Genomic DNA, 17,037 nt, shown 5'->3' with positions numbered 1-17,037 from the left:
TTCTTCCCTCACCTTCCAACGAGGAACGCCCCATGACGACCATGTTCACCCCCGACCACGAGTGGATCAACATCGAGGACCACGAAGCCGCCGTCGTCGGCATCACGCTGCACGCGCAGGACGCGCTGGGCGACGTCGTGTTCGTTGACCTGCCCGAAGTGGGCCGGACCTACAAGAAGGGCGAGATCGCCGGCGTGGTCGAGTCCGTCAAGGCCGCCGCCGACATCTACATGCCGGTCGATGGCGAAGTCGTCGAGGTCAACGAGGACCTGCGCAACGACCCGTCGCTGGCCAACTCCGACCCGATGGGCAACGGCTGGTTCTTCAAGGTGCACGTCAGCAACCTCGCCCAGTTCGAGGAGCTGATGGACCCGCCGGGCTACGACGCCCTGCTCAAGACGCTGTGATGGCACACGCCTTCGCCTGACCCCGCCGCGCCATCGCCACGCCGACGCCACGCCCAAGCCACGCACCCGCCCATGTCCCAGCCTGCCCTGCCGACACTCGCCGAGCTCGAGAACGACGCCGAATTCCGCGCCCGCCACCTCGGGCCCGACGCCCATGACGAGCAGCGCATGCTGGCCGCGATCGGCGTGCACAGCCGTGCCGCGCTGATCGATGCGCTGGTGCCGGCGGACATCCGCCGTGCCGCGCCGATGGACCTGCCCGCCCCCGCCACCGAGGCCGCGGCGCTGGCCGAACTGAAGGCCATCGCGGGCCGCAACCGCCAGCTGCGCAGCTTCATCGGCCAGGGCTATCACGGCTGCCACACGCCCGGCGTCATCCTGCGCAACATCCTGGAGAACCCGGCCTGGTACACCGCCTACACGCCCTACCAGGCCGAGATCAGCCAGGGCCGCATGGAGGCGCTGGTCAACTTCCAGACAATGGTCACCGACCTGACCGGCCTGGCGATCGCCAACGCATCCATGCTCGATGAGGCCACCGCCGCCGCCGAGGCGATGACGCTGGCCAAGCGCTCGGTCAAGAGCCGGAGCAACGTGCTGGTCGTCTCCGGTGACATGCACCCGCAGATCCTGGAGGTACTGGCCACGCGCGCTGGGCCGCTGGGCCTGCAGCTGGTGGTGGCCGATTCGGCCGAGGCCTGGGACGGTGCGCTCGACGGTGAGCTCTTCGCCGCGATGGTGCAGTACCCCGCCAGCAGCGGCTGGCTGCACGACTGGAGCGCCGACGCCGCGCGCGTGCACCGCAAGGGCGGCGCCTTCATCGTGGGCGCGGACCCGCTGGCGCTGGCGCTGCTCAAGCCGCCGGGTGAATTCGGTGCCGACATTGCCTTCGGCTCGACCCAGCGCTTGGGCATGCCGATGGGCGCAGGCGGCCCGCACGCCGCCTACCTGGCCTGCCGCGACGAGTTCAAGCGCTCGATGCCCGGCCGCCTGGTCGGCGTGAGCGTGGACAGCCACGGCAACCCGGCCTACCGCCTCGCGCTGCAGACGCGCGAGCAGCACATCCGCCGCGAGAAGGCCACCTCCAACATCTGCACCGCGCAGGTGCTGCCGGCGGTGATCGCCAGCATGTATGCGGTCTACCACGGCCCCGAGGGCCTCAAGCGCATCGCCCTGCGCGTGGCCACCTACACCGCGATCCTGGCCAAGGGCCTGTCGATCCTGGGCTGGCCGTCCACCCGCACGCACCACCTCGAATATGGCGTGTTCGACACCGTCTGCCTGAAGACCGGTGCCGACACCGAGCGCCTGCTGGCGCGCGCCGTCGAGCGCGGCGCCAACCTGCGCCGCGCCTGGGGCGAATACCTGTGCCTCTCGCTGGACGAAACCACCACCCGCGCCGACCTGGCGCTGCTCTGGGAGGTCTTCGCGCCCGCCGGCACCCCGCTGCCGACGGTCGAGGCGCTGGCCGAGGGCATCGAGCCGATGATTCCCCACGCGCTGCAGCGCAGCAGTGCCTACCTGACGCACCCGGTGTTCAACACCCACCACAGCGAAACCGAAATGCTGCGCTACATCCGCAGCCTGTCGGACCAGGACCTGGCGCTGGACCGCAGCATGATCCCGCTGGGCTCGTGCACGATGAAGCTCAACGCCACGGCCGAGATGATCCCGATCACCTGGCCGGAGTTCGCCCACGTCCACCCCTTCGCCCCGGCCGACCAGCTGGCCGGCTACGCCCAGCTCAACGAGCAGCTCTGCGCCTGGCTGAGCCAGGCCACCGGCTACGCCGGCATCAGCCTGCAGCCCAACGCCGGCTCGCAGGGCGAGTACGCCGGCCTGCTGGTCATCCGCGCCTGGCACGCCAGCCGGGGTGAGTCGCACCGCGACATCTGCCTGATCCCCGAATCGGCCCACGGCACCAACCCCGCCTCGGCCCAGATGGTGGGCCTGCAGGTGGTGGTCACCAAGTGCGACAAGGACGGCAACATCGACCTGGCCGACCTGCGCGCCAAGTGCGAGCAGCACCGCGAGCGCCTGGCCGCGATCATGATCACCTACCCATCGACCTACGGCGTCTACGACACCCAGGTCAAGGCGATCTGCGCGCTGGTGCATGCGCACGGTGGGCGAGTCTACGTGGACGGCGCCAACATGAACGCGCTGGTGGGCGTGGCCGCGCCGGGCCAGTTCGGCGGTGACGTGTCGCACCTGAACCTGCACAAGACCTTCTGCATCCCGCACGGCGGCGGCGGCCCGGGCGTGGGCCCGGTCTGCGTGGTTGAGGACTTGGTGCCCTTCCTGCCCGCCCATCGCAGCGCGGGAGTCGGTGGTGAGCAGAGCGTCGGTGCCGTCAGCTCGGCCCCTCTCGGCAACGCGGCGGTGCTGCCGATCAGCTGGATGTACATCCGCCTGATGGGCGCCGACGGCCTGACCCAGGCCACCGAGACCGCGATCCTCAGCGCCAACTACGTGGCCGCCCGCCTGGCCGACGCCTACGACATCCACTACAGCAGCGGCATCCCCGGCGTGAAGGGCGGCGGCGTGGCGCACGAGTGCATCCTGGACCTGCGCCCGCTGAAGGAAACGTCGGGCGTCAGTGCCGAGGACGTGGCCAAGCGCCTGATCGACTACGGCTTCCATGCGCCCACGCTGAGCTTCCCGGTGCCCGGCACGCTGATGGTCGAGCCCACCGAGAGCGAGCCGCTGGTCGAACTGGACCGCTTCTGCGACGCCATGCTGGCCATCCGCGAGGAGATTCGCCAGGTCGAGGTCGGCGCCGACAACGGGGGCTGGAGCCGCGACGACAACCCGTTGAAGCACGCCCCGCACACCGCCGCCAGCCTGCTGGCCGGCGAGTGGACGCACGCCTACTCCCGTGAAGTCGCCGCCTACCCGCTGGCCAGCCTGAAGCGCCAGAAGTACTGGGCGCCAGTGGGCCGGGTGGACAACGTGTATGGGGACCGGAATTTGTTCTGCTCGTGTGTGCCGGTGAGCCAGTACGCGCAAAGGGAGTGAGCGGTGCCCGTCATCTCGATGTTCTACGGCATCATCATCCGGCTCTACCTGCTGGATACGGTGCATCACAATCTGCCGCACATCCATGCCCGCTACGCCGAGTTTGAAGCCTCGATTGGGATCGACGACGGTGAAGTGCTGGCCGGAGAACTTCCGCGCAAGCAGTTGAGGCTGGTGCAGGCATGGATCGAACTGCACCGAGATGAGCTCATGGCCGATTGGCAGCTCGCTGCCAACGGCGAAACGCCCTACAAGATCGATCCACTGTGAGGTAACCATGCATTGGGATGTCACCTCGGTCAAACCGCTGGATGGCCATCGCATTTACGTCGAACTCGCCGATGGCCGACGTGGAGTCTTTGACCTCACCCCGTACCTGAATCACGGCGTCTTCCGTGAATTGCAGGATCCCGTCTATTTCCGGCGAGTTGGCATTCAGTTTGGTGCTGTGACCTGGCCACACGATCAGGACATCGCGCCGGAGACACTGATCGCTGAAATGACACTGATGGAGCCTTTACAGGCCTGTTGACGCTCGACAGGCTACGGATGCCGGCCCTCCGACGAGCCTGAAGCGCCAGAAGTACTGGGCGGTCGGCCGGGTGGACAACGTCTACGGGGACCGGAATCTGTTCTGTTCGTGTGTGCTGGTGGGGCAGTACGCATCAGGGGAGTGAGTCAAACCCCGGAGTCGCCTATGCACCGGGATGTCACCTCGGTCAAACCGCTGGATGGCCATCGGATCCATGTCGAACTCGCTGACGGCAGGTGTGGCATCTTCGATCTCACGCCCTACCTGGACCACGGTGTCTTTCGCGAACTCAAGGACGCGGCGTACTTTGCCCGAGTGGAGATCCAGTTTGCTGCGGTGACCTGGCCACACGGTCAGGACATTGCGCCTGAAACGCTCATCGCGGAAATGACGCCGACGGAGCCGTCACAAGCCTGCTGAAATCCGACAGACCACGCCTGCTCCCGCGAAGTGGTGGCCGACTCGCGCGCGGCAGAGATCAAACCGGTTGAAGAGAAACCAGTCGGCCAAGAATGACTCGATGCAGGTGCGTAACAAATACCCATGCAGCAATCTTCAAGAACTGCAACGCATGCGCACGGATTGAAATAGACGCGATTATCTCGACGCCATTGGCCTGCGAATACCCCCCAGCCCCAACGGATCACCGCCAAAGATCGTCACTATTCTCAACAAAAGTCCCGAATTTCCCCCGGATTCGATTTTCATGTACGGAATACCACGGCCAGACCGCATAAATGAAAAACGCTCGACATCCTTCCCTCGCCCAATAGATAAACGTCCATTGCCGCTGTCATAAGCCCCTGTCCCGCCATCACCATCGATCGCAGAACAATTATCGGTCAGATGGAATCTGTATCCAACAAATTTCACGGACCGATCCGATGTGAAATCAGGCGCCAGTGCAATATAAGTACGCCCGCAAGCTTTCTCTTTGCTTGGAATCACCTGCTCCACTTCATTGGACTCTATGGCCGACTCATGCCCATCAATAGGTCTTCTCGCAAGTAAACTCCAAGCCACGCTGCTGTCCTCGGTCCATGCGAGGCGGTTTCCATTCTTAGTACGTTTTCGATCAACACGCGGCTTTCCGGTCGCTACCCCAGACGAAAAATAGGCATTTTCATAAGCAAAGAGATCTGCGGACTGCCTATCCCATCGTGTATCGAGCGCCAACAGGTTGATCATCTTATTGAGATATGACAACTTATTGCTTTTGAAAACCTCAGGCCCTCCAGCGCTTTCAAGAGCTGAGCTGATCACAGAATCCATCATTGAACAGTCAAATGCAGCACGACTCTCTGAGGCAGCCTCCGAAAGTTGACCGGACTGTCTGCCCTGAGAACTTCTCACAGCATCCCTTGAACTCCGATCAGAATCTACACAGTGAGAAATGCGAAGTGTACGATCGCCTGCAACGCGCGATCTTCCCCTGCTCTTTTGAACAGCAAGATCATAGGCGAGCCCAACACCAAGTGGATCTTTCTGCAAAAAGACAAGAACACGGTAGGCAATTCCCGATCGATTCACCAGATACGCTTGACCTTCGTCGTCCTGCTTAGCGCTAAAGCATAACCCGCCACCACTAAAGTCCTTCAAACACAGGTTCCCATCGACAACCTCATACCTTGATGATTTGCCAGTCGAAAACACTACATAATTTTCGTCAACAAAATACATTGTAAACATCGCAACCGATGGCATTTCATTGGATTCAGCGGGAGCAGCAGCATATACTGTAGTATCCCTGAAAGTTGACTTGGTCAAAGCAACTGGCTTCAGAGTATCAATTTCAGCCGAACTCTTCAGGCCTTCCGATGATCCGAACATGTTCATACCGGATCGAAGCAGTAGTTCCAATGCTGCAACATCAACTCGCCCACTCGGCCGGTCCCAAGTCGCTTTCGGAAGATCCGCCAGCGCCTTGGATGCCACCTTCAGATTTTCAAGTCTTGAGCCAGACTTGGACTCATGAATGGCACCCTTCACTTTGCCGATTGCTGAATCGATCAATTCATCAGGCCGAGGTACCCTCGGCGGACCTCCAGCGCAGCCAGCAATTACGCAAGCCCACATGAGCAGCCAAGCACTATTGGAAAATTTCTTAATTCTCACACCAACCTCGCAGAAATGATGCTTTATCAAACCAGTAGCCGGCCTTGAATAGGCTACCTTTATACTTAGGACTTACGCAAACGTTTAAATCAAACTAGATTATTTAATATATCGGCGCCGATTTCGTGGTATTTGTGATAATATATTCACCATGAAACCCACGAGCCGAGACTACTGCCAATTTCTGATATCCACACAAATCAACTACACGCAGACCTATTTTGCGGATCACCATCAGAGGTTTTCTCATGACGCCATAAATCGCTACTTGCAGGCTGCCAATATCAGCCCGGCCGATGTCTGGAATCTGGCCCGACGAAACATCGAATTTGACGACGATGCCTGCCTGGTTTTCGATGACAGCGTTCTGGACAAGAACCACTCGCACAAAATCGAGCTGGTGCGCAAACAGTACAGCGGCAACGCCCACGGCCTGATCAAGGGCATTGGGGTGGTCAACTGCCTGTACGTGAACATCAAGACCGGCCACTACTGGATCATCGACTGGCGCATCTATGCGCCTGACGAAGACGGCAAGTCCAAGCTGGATCATGTCCAGGAGATGTTCGACAATGCCATGGCGCACAAGAAGCTGCCCTTTCGCACCGTGCTGATGGACTCCTGGTACGCCACCATGGATCTGATGAAGCACATCCACCGGGCGGGCAAGCACTTCTACTGCCCGCTCAAGAGCAATCGCAAGGTTGACGACAGCCAAGGCCAGCAGCCCTACAAGGCGGTCAGTACGCTGCAGTGGAGTGCCCAAGAACATGTGCATGGCAAACACGTCAAACTGTTCAAGTTTCCCAGTGACATCAAGCTGAAACTGTTCCGGGTTGTGGTTGATACCAATCGCACGGACTGGGTTGTGACAAACGACCTATCTCAAGATTCGACGGACGATACGCATGAGATGTGTGCCGTGCGCTGGAAGATTGAGCAGTACCACAGGGAGATCAAGCAGGTTCTTGGCATCGAAAAATGTCAGTGCAGAATGGCCCGGTCACAGAAGAATCACATCGCCTGCGCGATATTGGCCTGGGTCCACCTCTGCGAGACGGCCAAAGCGCTGAAGACAAACATCTACAGCCTGAAGAAGGGAATCCTCTCGGAATTCCTCAAGAAGGAACTTCGGTCACCAACCATTCGCATGGCACCCATCTGACATATTGAGTCGAAATGGCGAATCATTGCGCTAGCTGAAGTGACCCTGCGTAAGTCCTAATACTAAATCAGCGAGCAGGTGCAAGCTGGACTTCCGAGGCTTTCCGGAGCGACCGCCCATTAAAAACATTCCTCCGCAGCCCCACTGACCTCATTCGATTCGAAGTCGAGGCTGCTGCTGTCATTCCACTGAGGTATGTGGTCGACCGAAATAGTCCAGTAGCGTCGGCATCAAAGAAAAACAAATCAATCGCCTGCCCCATTGTGGTTTCTACCACGTAGAAAAAAGCACTTTGCCGTCCAAAATTAATACCCCATCCACCGCCGTCTACGTAACCAGCGGGATTGGCAGGGAACGATCCGTAGTCTTTCAGTACGGCTCCGTTTACAGGATCCAGCAACTGCAGGCTGGCCCCAGGCTGTTTCGCACTGGTTACACCGCTGCCGACCAGTACGAGCATTCCAACTCCAGAATCTGGATCTGATATAGGACTTACGCAGGGTCACTTCAGCTAGCGCAATGATTCGCCATTTCGACTCAATATGTCAGATGGGTGCCATGCGAATGGTTGGTGACCGAAGTTCCTTCTTGAGGAATTCCGAGAGGATTCCCTTCTTCAGGCTGTAGATGTTTGTCTTCAGCGCTTTGGCCGTCTCGCAGAGGTGGACCCAGGCCAATATCGCGCAGGCGATGTGATTCTTCTGTGACCGGGCCATTCTGCACTGACATTTTTCGATGCCAAGAACCTGCTTGATCTCCCTGTGGTACTGCTCAATCTTCCAGCGCACGGCACACATCTCATGCGTATCGTCCGTCGAATCTTGAGATAGGTCGTTTGTCACAACCCAGTCCGTGCGATTGGTATCAACCACAACCCGGAACAGTTTCAGCTTGATGTCACTGGGAAACTTGAACAGTTTGACGTGTTTGCCATGCACATGTTCTTGGGCACTCCACTGCAGCGTACTGACCGCCTTGTAGGGCTGCTGGCCTTGGCTGTCGTCAACCTTGCGATTGCTCTTGAGCGGGCAGTAGAAGTGCTTGCCCGCCCGGTGGATGTGCTTCATCAGATCCATGGTGGCGTACCAGGAGTCCATCAGCACGGTGCGAAAGGGCAGCTTCTTGTGCGCCATGGCATTGTCGAACATCTCCTGGACATGATCCAGCTTGGACTTGCCGTCTTCGTCAGGCGCATAGATGCGCCAGTCGATGATCCAGTAGTGGCCGGTCTTGATGTTCACGTACAGGCAGTTGACCACCCCAATGCCCTTGATCAGGCCGTGGGCGTTGCCGCTGTACTGTTTGCGCACCAGCTCGATTTTGTGCGAGTGGTTCTTGTCCAGAACGCTGTCATCGAAAACCAGGCAGGCATCGTCGTCAAATTCGATGTTTCGTCGGGCCAGATTCCAGACATCGGCCGGGCTGATATTGGCAGCCTGCAAGTAGCGATTTATGGCGTCATGAGAAAACCTCTGATGGTGATCCGCAAAATAGGTCTGCGTGTAGTTGATTTGTGTGGATATCAGAAATTGGCAGTAGTCTCGGCTCGTGGGTTTCATGGTGAATATATTATCACAAATACCACGAAATCGGCGCCGATATATTAAATAATCTAGTTTGATTTAAACGTTTGCGTAAGTCCTATGATAGACTCATAGCCCCTGAGGACAGCGCCCCCCACAACTCGGCTCCCCCGGCAAGCGTCTGCCGTGCTGAATTATCCGAGCGTATCCATTCCACCGAACTGTACGCCGTTGAATAGGGACTGTCGGTCCAGACCGTTTCACCCACGACGACAACAGCCCCGTAACTGGTAACCCCGAACGGTCCCGGGACGCTCAGGTGAGTCCAACTGGCGGCTCCGCCCTTGGGCAGACTCCACAGCCCAGAGCGTGAGCCATGAGCAACTAAACGCGTCGGCGTCATCAGGAGTTGCTGCACTTGGCCAGGGGTAGGGGTCAAGGCCGTTGCTTGCAGCGCTGAGTTCAGTTTCAGCACGCGGGCATAGCTTCCGTTGTTGATGACAACAAAATTGGTCGTTGCATCACCTTCGGCCAGCACAGAATCTGTACTGACCTCACCGGCCGTCAAGGTTGCGATTTCCACCTTGGATCCGCGTGCTGCAGCGGTATCTAGACCCCAAAGTTTCTGACCGTCACGAAATACCCAGACCGAGCCTGCGAATTCATAGCTACTGAAAGTCGCTTCGTCGACAGTGAACAACACAACAGGGCTCTGCAGATCCGCGTTCAATCGCACGATTTGAGCACCGCTCTTTGCAATCGCCCCCGTCAATGAGTGAGTCACTGGGTCCCACAACCCGAATAGGATGCGGCCATCCAATTGAACCGGCGCATCGGAAGCGGTCATCCCCAACCTTACGGCCACCCAGCGGGTGTTGTCGTCCTCCGGCAAGCATTTTCCATCGCCCCCCGGTGTAGGAAAGTAAATCCAACTCCGAGAAACATCGGCCACATCGAACAATTGCTCGCCGTAGGAATACCGGCCGCAGACAGTTTGGCTCGTCAGCGTTGACACCTGAGAAACGACTCTCGGGTCCGAAGTATGCAGATCACTCCGATAAAGCCGTCCGTCCGGAGCAAAATAAGTGATGTAGCGGTCAGAACCATTACGTAGCACGGTTCCGCCATCCGAGACCTGCGCTTCGGGGAAGACGGTTGCCAATCGATGGCGTCCCGCCGCTGCCAACGTGAGTACGGAAGTCGGATTCTTCGGATCCACCACAACCAGAGCGCCGCTCTCCAGAACTTCAGCACCGTCGGCCCAGGTCACGCTGCCGCTCGACGCCAGACCTGCCCGACCCGGCAACCATCGGCTACCAGACGGTTGTTGTGTGGTGACGGTGAGGGTGACGCTCGCGCTGGTCAGGCTTTGACCTGAACTGTTTCTGATGACCACAGTGAAAACAGCGCCACTGTCTGCGGCCGATGTTTTTGCCGTCACATATGTCGGATTGGTTGCTCCAGCAATGTCGACCCCGTTGCGGCGCCACTGATAGCTGAGCTTGCCAGCACCGATCGCACCGACGCTGAAGCTCGCAGCTTCTCCGATGCCGACTGAAGTGGAAACCGGCTGCCGGGAAATCACGATCGGCTCAGCCAGCACAGACAACGTCGCCGGTTGAGAGACGACTGCTTTGCCGTTGCTGCTGCTGACCAGCACATCGAAGATGGCCCCGTCGTGGGCCAATTGGAGATTTGAAAGCGTCAGGACGGCGTTCCGTCCCTCCGGCGTGATGTTGACGCCATTGCGTCGCCACTGGTAACTCAGCGTACCGCCATAGGATTCGGCCGACACTGCAAACTGGACAGCCCCACCGACGACACCGGTGGCCGAAAGTGGATGTCCGTTGATGACTGGTGCCAGGGCCGGTCCTGTGCTGACAGTCAGCCGGGCCGCATTGCTGGTGGTTGCGCCGGCATTGTTACGAACCACAACCCGGAATGAAGCCTGATCGTCTGCCGTCGTTGCTGTGGGCAGCACCAACACCCTCGAAACTGCACCTGGAATATCTTTACCGTCGCGCTGCCATTGATACGACATCAACGGGGTACCATTCGCCCCCACGGAGAAGAGGGCCGGCCCATTTTCGAGTGCGTAGAAGGGCATCGGATCCTGATACACAACCGGTGCCGCGGCGTCGCGAGTCAAGGAAATGCACGCTGGCAACCGCAACTCATTCAGGATCGGACCGATCGACATGCTGTTGCCCACCTGGTTGCCGGCGATGGCGGCAAGTCGGGTCACACCATCACGCTTCACCCACAGCACAAATTCGCCTTTGGCGTCGGTCACGCCCTCGTCCAGCATCCAGTGATCAACCGCAACCGAAAACACCTGCGCACCCGCCACGCGGGTGCCGACGCCCGATTCAACACAGCCCAGCACGGAAACCACCTCAACGGGAAGCGCCGCAGCCCACCAGCTGAAGTGGCTGACCTCGCCGTGGTAATACTGGTTCGGCTCCGTTCCGCCAAGGAAAGCACTGCCCTCCTGCTTCCAAATGCCGCTGGCCGGATCAAAGGAAAACAGCCCCACTGACGATGGCAACGCCGTTGCACGGGGCGCAACTGGGATGCGGATTTCAGCTGTCTTGCCAGATGCCAGATTGACTGCCCGACCGGTCGAATCGGCAAGATCCACTCTCATGGCTCCGAACGCTTCGAACATGACGGAGGCACCATCGGACGCCTGTGCCCGGTACCGACCTGGAAGGCTGGCTGGATCAACCGCAGGGTTGACCACCCCAAAACCAATGGACACGGATCCGGACGCAGCGGAAGTCGTGCCTGAGACCACCAGCCCATTCGCCGGCAGCACAACGTGTGCCTTGGCGTTCGCTGCTGTCACGGTGCCGCCCACGGCAGCATCAATGGCCCGTTCCACCGCAATGGGTGTCAGCTTTGCATCGCGCGAGACCGACGAGTCGTCAATGACAGCAACCGTGGCCGTCTCCGCCAAATAGCCTGCTTTGGAGAACTGCACCGAGGCATTTCCCACGGGTACCTTGTCGAGCCGATAGCGCCCATCAGCGCCTGTGACCGTCGATCGATCCCCTGAACGGATCGAAACGCCAGTCAGTGCTGACCCGGTTGATGTATCAGTGACTACGCCATCGATTGATCCGACCGGCTCCGGAGGACTGCATGCTCCCAAAAGCCCAGCCAACACGACCAGGAAAACAGCGACCAGCCAGCACTTCAGCCGGCCGGCGATTTCGATCGACCAAGGCCACGGCGCGGCAACAGAGGCACAAACGGAACCAGGACTTTCAGTCGACCAGTGCGTTTCCGCGAGAACACAGTTCGATTGATCGCCAGCGGCACGAAATCGAAGCGAACTGCCGTGCAGAACACGGAAAGGAAATGTCAGTGGTGTTGGTTGGATGTGTGCGGGGGGGGGGGGGTAAACCCGCAGTCCCGCGTTACCCAAACATTGAACCCGATGTTGCCCATTTTGACCCCCATCAAAACGCAAGATCGCACACAGCCAATTGCGGCTCGTGCCTGAGATCACCTCCCCGCGTTTCGAAGTCAACACCTGACTGAGGCCGCGGGCACTTGGCCTGAATCGGCAAATCGAGCAGATTTGCCGTGAGCTATCTCTTTTTGCTTTTTTACGTGTTTTTCTGGAGTCTACGACCGCGTTCAGCAGGTTCCACACGGCGAATACGCGGCATGTTGCGTGAAGCCAACAGGTTGTTTCGGTAGCAGGCTCGGTCTGCGTGCGGAAGGATCTCGTCACCTTCCTGGCCCCCATCGCGATGCATACATCGGCAGAGAACTGAGTGCCGGCACCATCAGCTCCGCGCCACTAGGCAGCGATGCCGAGCAGCAGGATGTACAGCCAGATCGGTGGGTGACGTGGCGCACGAGTGCATCCTCGACCTGCGCCCGCTGAAGGAAACGTCGGGCATCAGCGCCGAGGACGTGGCCAAGCGCCTGATCGACTACGGCTTCCACGCGCCCACGCTGAGCTTCCCGGTGCCCGGCGCGCTGATGGCCGAGCCCACCGAGAGCGAGCCCCTGGTGGAGCTGGACCGCTTCTGCGACGCCATGCTGGCCAGCCTGAAGCGCCAGAAGTACTGGGCGCCGGTGGGCCGGGTGGACAACGTGTATGGGGATCGGAATTTGTTCTGTTCGTGTGTGCCGGTGACCGCTTTCGACCAGGGTTGAAAGTCACCCGTGTCGTTGCACTTGCATCAACCAAGTGATGTAATTGCAGCATGACCTATCCCACCACTGCCCCATCGGTCAGCCGCAGTCAGGCGCGCGCGTCGGTCTGGGCGTTCCTGGATGTCGGCGCCAACGCCAACGCCAACGCCGATACCGCGCCAGGCCTGACCGGCCCGGCCGGGCTGCGGCTCGACACCGTCTCGGCCGACCGCCTGATCCGGCGGGGCATCCCCAGCCGGGTCGTGTCGCCGTTGGGCGAGTTTCTCGGCCTGGCCAAGGGCACGCTGGCGGCCTACCTGGACCTGGATCGCAGCACCGCCTCCCGCCGCGCAGCGAAAGATCAGGTGCTGCCCACCCACGCCGCCGAGGGGGTGGTTCGCTTTCTCGAACTCGACCAGATGGCCTGCGACACCTTCGAGTCCGAGGCCGACGCCTCACGCTGGCTGCGTCAGCCCCACCCGATGCTCGATGGCGAAACGCCCCTCGAAACCGCCAAGACCGGCTATGGCGCGCAGCGCGTGAAGGACATCCTGCTGGCCATCAAGTACGGCGGGGTCGTTTGACGACCGTCTGGCGCATCGGCCACTGCCCGAACCCAGTCCCCGCCGAACCCGCACTGCTGGCTTCGCGGGGGTTTGGCTCCACCCTCGGCAACGGCCGCTGGCATACCCGCGGCCCGCTGCAGGTGGTCTACGCCGCGTCCAGCCGCGCCCTGTGCCAACTCGAAAAGCGGGTGCACTGCAATGGCGCCCATCCAAGAGATCAGGCCTTGATGCAACTCGACCTGCCGGACGATGCGCCCATCCTGGACGTTGTCGACCTCGGCCTGCCGGCCGATTGGCGCCGCAACGAAGCAGCGACGCAGGCCATCGGCATGACCTGGCTCGTTGGCATCGCCAGCCTGGGCCTGTGGGTACCGTCCTTCGTCGAACCAGCCGAGCACAACCTGATCCTCAACCCGGCCCACCCCCGCTACAGCGCCATCCGGCTGAGAATCGAGCGTCAGCCGTTCCAGTTCGATCCACGGCTGTTTTGAATGCCTGTTGTCGATGGACGAAATTGCACTGACGAACTGACTCAATCCATATCGTGCTAATCTGGTCAGCATGACCAGTCTTGAATTGTCCAACCCGTTGCGCGCCGAGGAACAGCCCGTCGCGTCATGGCGGCTGCAGGACGCGAAGGCGCGATTCAGCGAAGTCGTCCGGCTCGCGCATCAGGCCGGGCCGCAGCGCGTCACCGTCCATGGTCGGCAGGCGGTGGTAGTGGTGGACGCCGCCGAGTTCGACCGGTTGCAGGGTGACCAGACCGGCCGGGCGCTGATCGACGCGCTGCAGGCATCGCCCCACCGGGACATCGAGATTGAGCCCGCCCGGTCGACGCCGATGCCGGTGCGAGAGGTCGAGCTGTGAGCGGCTGGCTGCTCGACACCAACGTGCTGTCGGAGCTGCGGCGGCCGCGCCCGGACGCGCGCGTGGTCGACTTCGTCGCCGGCCAACTGCTGGAGAGTCTGTTCGTCAGCGAGGTGACCCTGGCCGAGATCCGCTTCGGCATCGAGTGCGTCGACGACGCCCTGCGCCGCCGCGAGCTGCACGAGTGGCTAGACGGGCGGGTGCGGCCGATGTTCCGTCAGCGCACGCTGCCCGTCTCGGAGGACGTGCTGCTGCGCTGGCGCCTGCTGGTCGAGCAGGGCCGCAAGTCAGGCCACACCTATTCGCAGCCGGATCTGTTCATTGCCGCGACCGCACTGCACCACGGCAAGACGCTGGTGACCCGCAACACGCCCGACTTTCTTCGCACCAGCGTCCCTCTCTTCGACCCATGGACATCCGTACCGCCATGAGCGCTTCCGCCCCGAATCCCCGCCAACACTTCGCCAGCGACAACTACGCCGGCATGTGCCCCAACGCCGAGCGCTGGTTCCACGAGGCCAACGGCAGCGGCCATGAGCCGGCCTACGGCGAGGATCGCTGGACGCAGCGGGTGTCGGACGCGCTGCGCGAGCTGTTCCAGACCGACTGCGACGTCTACTTCGTCTTCAACGGCACGGCGGCCAACTCGCTGGCGCTGGCCTCGCTGTGCCAGAGCTACCACTCGGTGATCTGCACCTCGGTGGCGCATGTGGAAACCGACGAGTGCGGCGGGCCGGAGTTCTTCTCCAATGGCTCCAAGCTGCTGGTGGCCGAGACCTCCAGCGAAGCCGCTCGGCTGGGCAAGCTCACGCCGGACGCGGTGGAGGCCCTGGTCACCAAGCGCAGCGACATCCACTACCCCAAGCCGAAGGTGGTCAGCCTGACGCAGGCCACGGAGCTGGGCACGGTGTATTCGGTGGACGAGGTGCGTGCCATCGCGGCGATCGCCAAGCGCCGGCACCTGAAGCTGCACATGGACGGTGCGCGCTTCGCCAACGCGGTGGCCACGCTGGGCTGCCACCCGAGCGACATCACCTGGCGCGCCGGGGTGGACGTGCTCTGCTTCGGCGGCACCAAGAACGGCCTGCCGGTGGGCGAGGCGGTGGTGTTCTTCGACCGCGCGCTGAGCGAGGACTTCGCCTACCGCGTCAAGCAGGCCGGGCAGCTCGCCTCGAAGATGCGCTTCATCTCCGCGCCCTGGCTGGGCCTGCTGGAGAACGACACCTGGCTGGCCAACGCCCGCCACGCCAACGCGATGGCGCAGCGTCTGTACCAAGCGCTGCTGCCCGTTCCGGGCGTCGAGCTGCTGCACCCGCCGCAGGCCAATGCGGTGTTTGCCAAGCTGCCGCCGGCCGCCATCACGCGGTTGCGTACCGAAGGCTGGCGCTTCTACGAGTTCATCGCCGGAGGCGGCTGCCGATTCATGTGCAGCTGGGACACTCGGCCTGAGTCGGTGGATGCCTTTGCGACGGACCTCCGCGCCGCCTGCTCTGCGGCGGCCGGCTGACGGCGGGTGTCAAAGGTCGAGGGTGTAAACCTGCGCCTCGGCCAGTTCCACCGGGCTGTGGCCTTCGAGGGCCGAGCCCCACTCACCGGCCCGCGCACCCTGCTGGGCATACAGGCCCCTGGTCATCACGGCGACCTCCTCGGAGGCGGCGTCAAAGTCGCTCAGGTGTCGATGTTCGGCATCGAACAGGCGCGCAGTCATCGCACCGGCCGATTCGAGGATGAGGAGGTACTTCGCGGCAGGGCGCATGGAAGTCTCCGGCTGGACAATGAAGCCAGCCTAGCAGATGTGCACCGGCCTGTCCGGACACGCGCGTATCCCTGCCTGGCCAACGAGGGCACAGCACCCCACGCGGCAGACTGTGGGCGCCAAGTTCGGCCGACCAGCCGTGCCCATCCTCGAACGCCGAGTTCAGTTCCGTGAAGCGATGGGAGCGCCGGGCGTCGCTACAGTGTCGCGATGAGCACGACGCCCCCCTCCCCGACCCCGATCGAACTGCTGCCCAGCGACGGCGATGCCAGGCAGCTCTTCATCCTGCTGCATGGCGTTGGCGCCAGCGCCGAAGGGCTGCTGCCGCTGGCGCACTTCCTGCAACGGCAGTTCCCGCAGGCGGCCTTCGTGCTGCCGCAGGGCTTTCACGCCTTTGATGGCGGCGGTGCCGGCCGCCAGTGGTTCTCCGTGCTGGGTGTGACCGAGGCCAACCGCCCGGCGCGCGTGGCCGAGGCACTGCCGGCGCTGCTGGCCTTCATCCGCTCCACGCAGCAGCGCCTGGGCGTGGGCGAGGCAGCCACCGCGCTGATCGGCTTCTCGCAGGGCTCGATCATGGCGCTCGAAGCCATCGCCCAGGCGGATGGCCTGGCCGGCCGGGTGCTGGCCTTCTCCGGCCGCTACGCCTCGCTGCCGGCCCAGCCGCCGCGGCTGACGACACTGCACTTCTTCCACGGCGGGGCCGACCCGGTGATCCCGGCCGCGCACGCCCGCGAGGCCATCGAGCACCTCGGCGCCCTGGACGGGGACGCGACACTGGACATCGCCCAGGGCGTCGGCCACGAGATCCACCCGGCACTGGTCGAGCAGGCGCTGATCCGGCTGACCCGCCATGTGCCCAAGCGGATGTGGCAAGAGGCGATGGGCGCTGCCGCTGGCCGCAGTAGCGACGACGACACCGCCGCGAGTTGAACCGCA

At 61.7% G+C, this 17,037-nt stretch carries 17 protein-coding genes and 1 pseudogene; 13 read left to right on the top strand and 5 right to left on the bottom strand.

Going from position 1 to position 17,037, the window contains the following annotated elements; all coding sequences use genetic code 11:
* Nucleotides 1-32: 32 nt before the first annotated feature.
* From gcvH to NGK70_RS08180, 5 genes are all read left to right on the top strand, one after another.
* Nucleotides 33-407: a glycine cleavage system protein GcvH gene (gene gcvH, locus NGK70_RS08200; RefSeq protein WP_251972761.1), complete on the top strand. Its 375-nt coding sequence runs from the start codon at nucleotides 33-35 to the stop codon at nucleotides 405-407.
* A gap of 72 nt (nucleotides 408-479) precedes the next feature.
* Nucleotides 480-3,425, top strand: a complete 2,946-nt coding sequence (gene gcvP, locus NGK70_RS08195; protein ID WP_251972760.1) for an aminomethyl-transferring glycine dehydrogenase — start codon at nucleotides 480-482, stop codon at nucleotides 3,423-3,425.
* A 3-nt stretch (nucleotides 3,426-3,428) separates the two neighbouring features.
* On the top strand, nucleotides 3,429-3,695 hold the full coding sequence (locus NGK70_RS08190; RefSeq protein ID WP_251972759.1) for a DUF4160 domain-containing protein: 267 nt from the start codon (nucleotides 3,429-3,431) through the stop codon (nucleotides 3,693-3,695).
* A gap of 7 nt (nucleotides 3,696-3,702) precedes the next feature.
* The gene (locus NGK70_RS08185; protein ID WP_251972758.1) at nucleotides 3,703-3,957 is read left to right on the top strand and encodes a DUF2442 domain-containing protein; all 255 of its coding nucleotides are present in this window, start codon (nucleotides 3,703-3,705) and stop codon (nucleotides 3,955-3,957) included.
* Nucleotides 3,958-4,122: 165 nt separating this feature from the next.
* Nucleotides 4,123-4,377 carry a DUF2442 domain-containing protein gene (locus NGK70_RS08180; protein WP_251972757.1) on the top strand — a complete coding sequence of 85 codons (255 nt, stop codon included), beginning with the start codon at nucleotides 4,123-4,125 and terminating at the stop codon, nucleotides 4,375-4,377.
* A 177-nt stretch (nucleotides 4,378-4,554) separates the two neighbouring features.
* On the opposite strand, the gene NGK70_RS08175 is transcribed toward NGK70_RS08180, so the two are convergent.
* Nucleotides 4,555-5,970: a hypothetical protein gene (locus NGK70_RS08175; RefSeq protein ID WP_251972756.1), complete on the bottom strand. Its 1,416-nt coding sequence runs from the start codon at nucleotides 5,968-5,970 to the stop codon at nucleotides 4,555-4,557.
* A 253-nt stretch (nucleotides 5,971-6,223) separates the two neighbouring features.
* Here NGK70_RS08175 and NGK70_RS08170 point away from each other — a divergent pair, with 253 nt between their 5' ends.
* Nucleotides 6,224-7,237: an IS701 family transposase gene (locus tag NGK70_RS08170; protein ID WP_251969112.1), complete on the top strand. Its 1,014-nt coding sequence runs from the start codon at nucleotides 6,224-6,226 to the stop codon at nucleotides 7,235-7,237.
* A gap of 67 nt (nucleotides 7,238-7,304) precedes the next feature.
* Here NGK70_RS08170 and NGK70_RS08165 read toward each other — a convergent pair whose 3' ends face one another.
* The 3 genes from NGK70_RS08165 to NGK70_RS08155 form a co-directional block, all read right to left on the bottom strand.
* Nucleotides 7,305-7,697, bottom strand: a complete 393-nt coding sequence (locus tag NGK70_RS08165; protein ID WP_251972755.1) for a hypothetical protein — start codon at nucleotides 7,695-7,697, stop codon at nucleotides 7,305-7,307.
* An 85-nt stretch (nucleotides 7,698-7,782) separates the two neighbouring features.
* On the bottom strand, nucleotides 7,783-8,796 hold the full coding sequence (locus NGK70_RS08160) for an IS701 family transposase (protein ID WP_251969112.1): 1,014 nt from the start codon (nucleotides 8,794-8,796) through the stop codon (nucleotides 7,783-7,785).
* An 82-nt stretch (nucleotides 8,797-8,878) separates the two neighbouring features.
* A complete protein-coding gene (locus NGK70_RS08155) occupies nucleotides 8,879-12,517 on the bottom strand; it encodes a carboxypeptidase regulatory-like domain-containing protein (protein WP_251972754.1) in 3,639 nt (1,212 codons plus the stop codon).
* A 98-nt stretch (nucleotides 12,518-12,615) separates the two neighbouring features.
* Here NGK70_RS08155 and NGK70_RS08150 point away from each other — a divergent pair.
* The 6 genes and pseudogenes from NGK70_RS08150 to NGK70_RS08125 all read left to right on the top strand — a co-directional run.
* Nucleotides 12,616-12,933, top strand: a pseudogene (locus tag NGK70_RS08150) (glycine dehydrogenase (aminomethyl-transferring)); the annotation flags it as partial.
* Between the two features lie 50 nt (nucleotides 12,934-12,983).
* Entirely contained in the window at nucleotides 12,984-13,496 is a 513-nt protein-coding gene (locus tag NGK70_RS08145; RefSeq protein ID WP_251972753.1) for an antitoxin Xre/MbcA/ParS toxin-binding domain-containing protein, read from the top strand.
* Nucleotides 13,493-13,969 (top strand): RES family NAD+ phosphorylase, encoded by a 477-nt coding sequence (locus NGK70_RS08140; protein ID WP_251972752.1) that lies wholly within the window; start codon nucleotides 13,493-13,495, stop codon nucleotides 13,967-13,969. Before NGK70_RS08145 ends, NGK70_RS08140 begins: the two co-directional genes overlap by 4 nt.
* A gap of 70 nt (nucleotides 13,970-14,039) precedes the next feature.
* Complete coding sequence (locus NGK70_RS08135; protein WP_251972751.1) at nucleotides 14,040-14,345, top strand: type II toxin-antitoxin system Phd/YefM family antitoxin; 306 nt, start codon at nucleotides 14,040-14,042, stop codon at nucleotides 14,343-14,345.
* The gene (locus tag NGK70_RS08130; RefSeq protein ID WP_251972750.1) at nucleotides 14,342-14,776 is read left to right on the top strand and encodes a type II toxin-antitoxin system VapC family toxin; all 435 of its coding nucleotides are present in this window, start codon (nucleotides 14,342-14,344) and stop codon (nucleotides 14,774-14,776) included. Before NGK70_RS08135 ends, NGK70_RS08130 begins: the two co-directional genes overlap by 4 nt.
* Entirely contained in the window at nucleotides 14,773-15,852 is a 1,080-nt protein-coding gene (locus NGK70_RS08125; RefSeq protein ID WP_251972749.1) for a threonine aldolase family protein, read from the top strand. Before NGK70_RS08130 ends, NGK70_RS08125 begins: the two co-directional genes overlap by 4 nt.
* A 9-nt stretch (nucleotides 15,853-15,861) precedes the next feature.
* Here the strand turns inward: NGK70_RS08125 and NGK70_RS08120 are convergent, their stop codons facing one another.
* Nucleotides 15,862-16,101 (bottom strand): hypothetical protein, encoded by a 240-nt coding sequence (locus tag NGK70_RS08120; RefSeq protein WP_251972748.1) that lies wholly within the window; start codon nucleotides 16,099-16,101, stop codon nucleotides 15,862-15,864.
* 210 nt (nucleotides 16,102-16,311) lie between these two features.
* On the opposite strand from NGK70_RS08120, the gene ypfH reads away from it, so the two are divergent.
* Nucleotides 16,312-17,031, top strand: coding sequence for an esterase (ypfH, locus tag NGK70_RS08115; RefSeq protein WP_251972747.1), 720 nt, complete (start codon nucleotides 16,312-16,314; stop codon nucleotides 17,029-17,031).
* The last annotated feature ends 6 nt before the right edge of the window (nucleotides 17,032-17,037 follow it).

The sequence above is a fragment of the Sphaerotilus microaerophilus genome (assembly GCF_023734135.1).
Taxonomy (GTDB): Bacteria; Pseudomonadota; Gammaproteobacteria; order Burkholderiales; family Burkholderiaceae_C; genus Sphaerotilus; species Sphaerotilus microaerophilus.
This window is presented reverse-complemented; position numbering and strand designations above follow the sequence as displayed.

Coding starts and splice junctions, on each gene's coding strand:
- gcvH (WP_251972761.1), top strand. CDS start 33: ATGACGACCATGTTCACCCCCGACCACGAGTGGATCAACATCGAGGAC.
- gcvP (WP_251972760.1), top strand. CDS start 480: ATGTCCCAGCCTGCCCTGCCGACACTCGCCGAGCTCGAGAACGACGCC.
- NGK70_RS08185 (WP_251972758.1), top strand. CDS start 3,703: ATGCATTGGGATGTCACCTCGGTCAAACCGCTGGATGGCCATCGCATT.
- NGK70_RS08180 (WP_251972757.1), top strand. CDS start 4,123: ATGCACCGGGATGTCACCTCGGTCAAACCGCTGGATGGCCATCGGATC.
- NGK70_RS08170 (WP_251969112.1), top strand. CDS start 6,224: ATGAAACCCACGAGCCGAGACTACTGCCAATTTCTGATATCCACACAA.
- NGK70_RS08165 (WP_251972755.1), bottom strand. CDS start 7,697: ATGCTCGTACTGGTCGGCAGCGGTGTAACCAGTGCGAAACAGCCTGGG.
- NGK70_RS08160 (WP_251969112.1), bottom strand. CDS start 8,796: ATGAAACCCACGAGCCGAGACTACTGCCAATTTCTGATATCCACACAA.
- NGK70_RS08155 (WP_251972754.1), bottom strand. CDS start 12,517: ATGGGGGCCAGGAAGGTGACGAGATCCTTCCGCACGCAGACCGAGCCT.
- NGK70_RS08145 (WP_251972753.1), top strand. CDS start 12,984: ATGACCTATCCCACCACTGCCCCATCGGTCAGCCGCAGTCAGGCGCGC.
- NGK70_RS08135 (WP_251972751.1), top strand. CDS start 14,040: ATGACCAGTCTTGAATTGTCCAACCCGTTGCGCGCCGAGGAACAGCCC.
- NGK70_RS08125 (WP_251972749.1), top strand. CDS start 14,773: ATGAGCGCTTCCGCCCCGAATCCCCGCCAACACTTCGCCAGCGACAAC.
- NGK70_RS08120 (WP_251972748.1), bottom strand. CDS start 16,101: ATGCGCCCTGCCGCGAAGTACCTCCTCATCCTCGAATCGGCCGGTGCG.
- ypfH (WP_251972747.1), top strand. CDS start 16,312: ATGAGCACGACGCCCCCCTCCCCGACCCCGATCGAACTGCTGCCCAGC.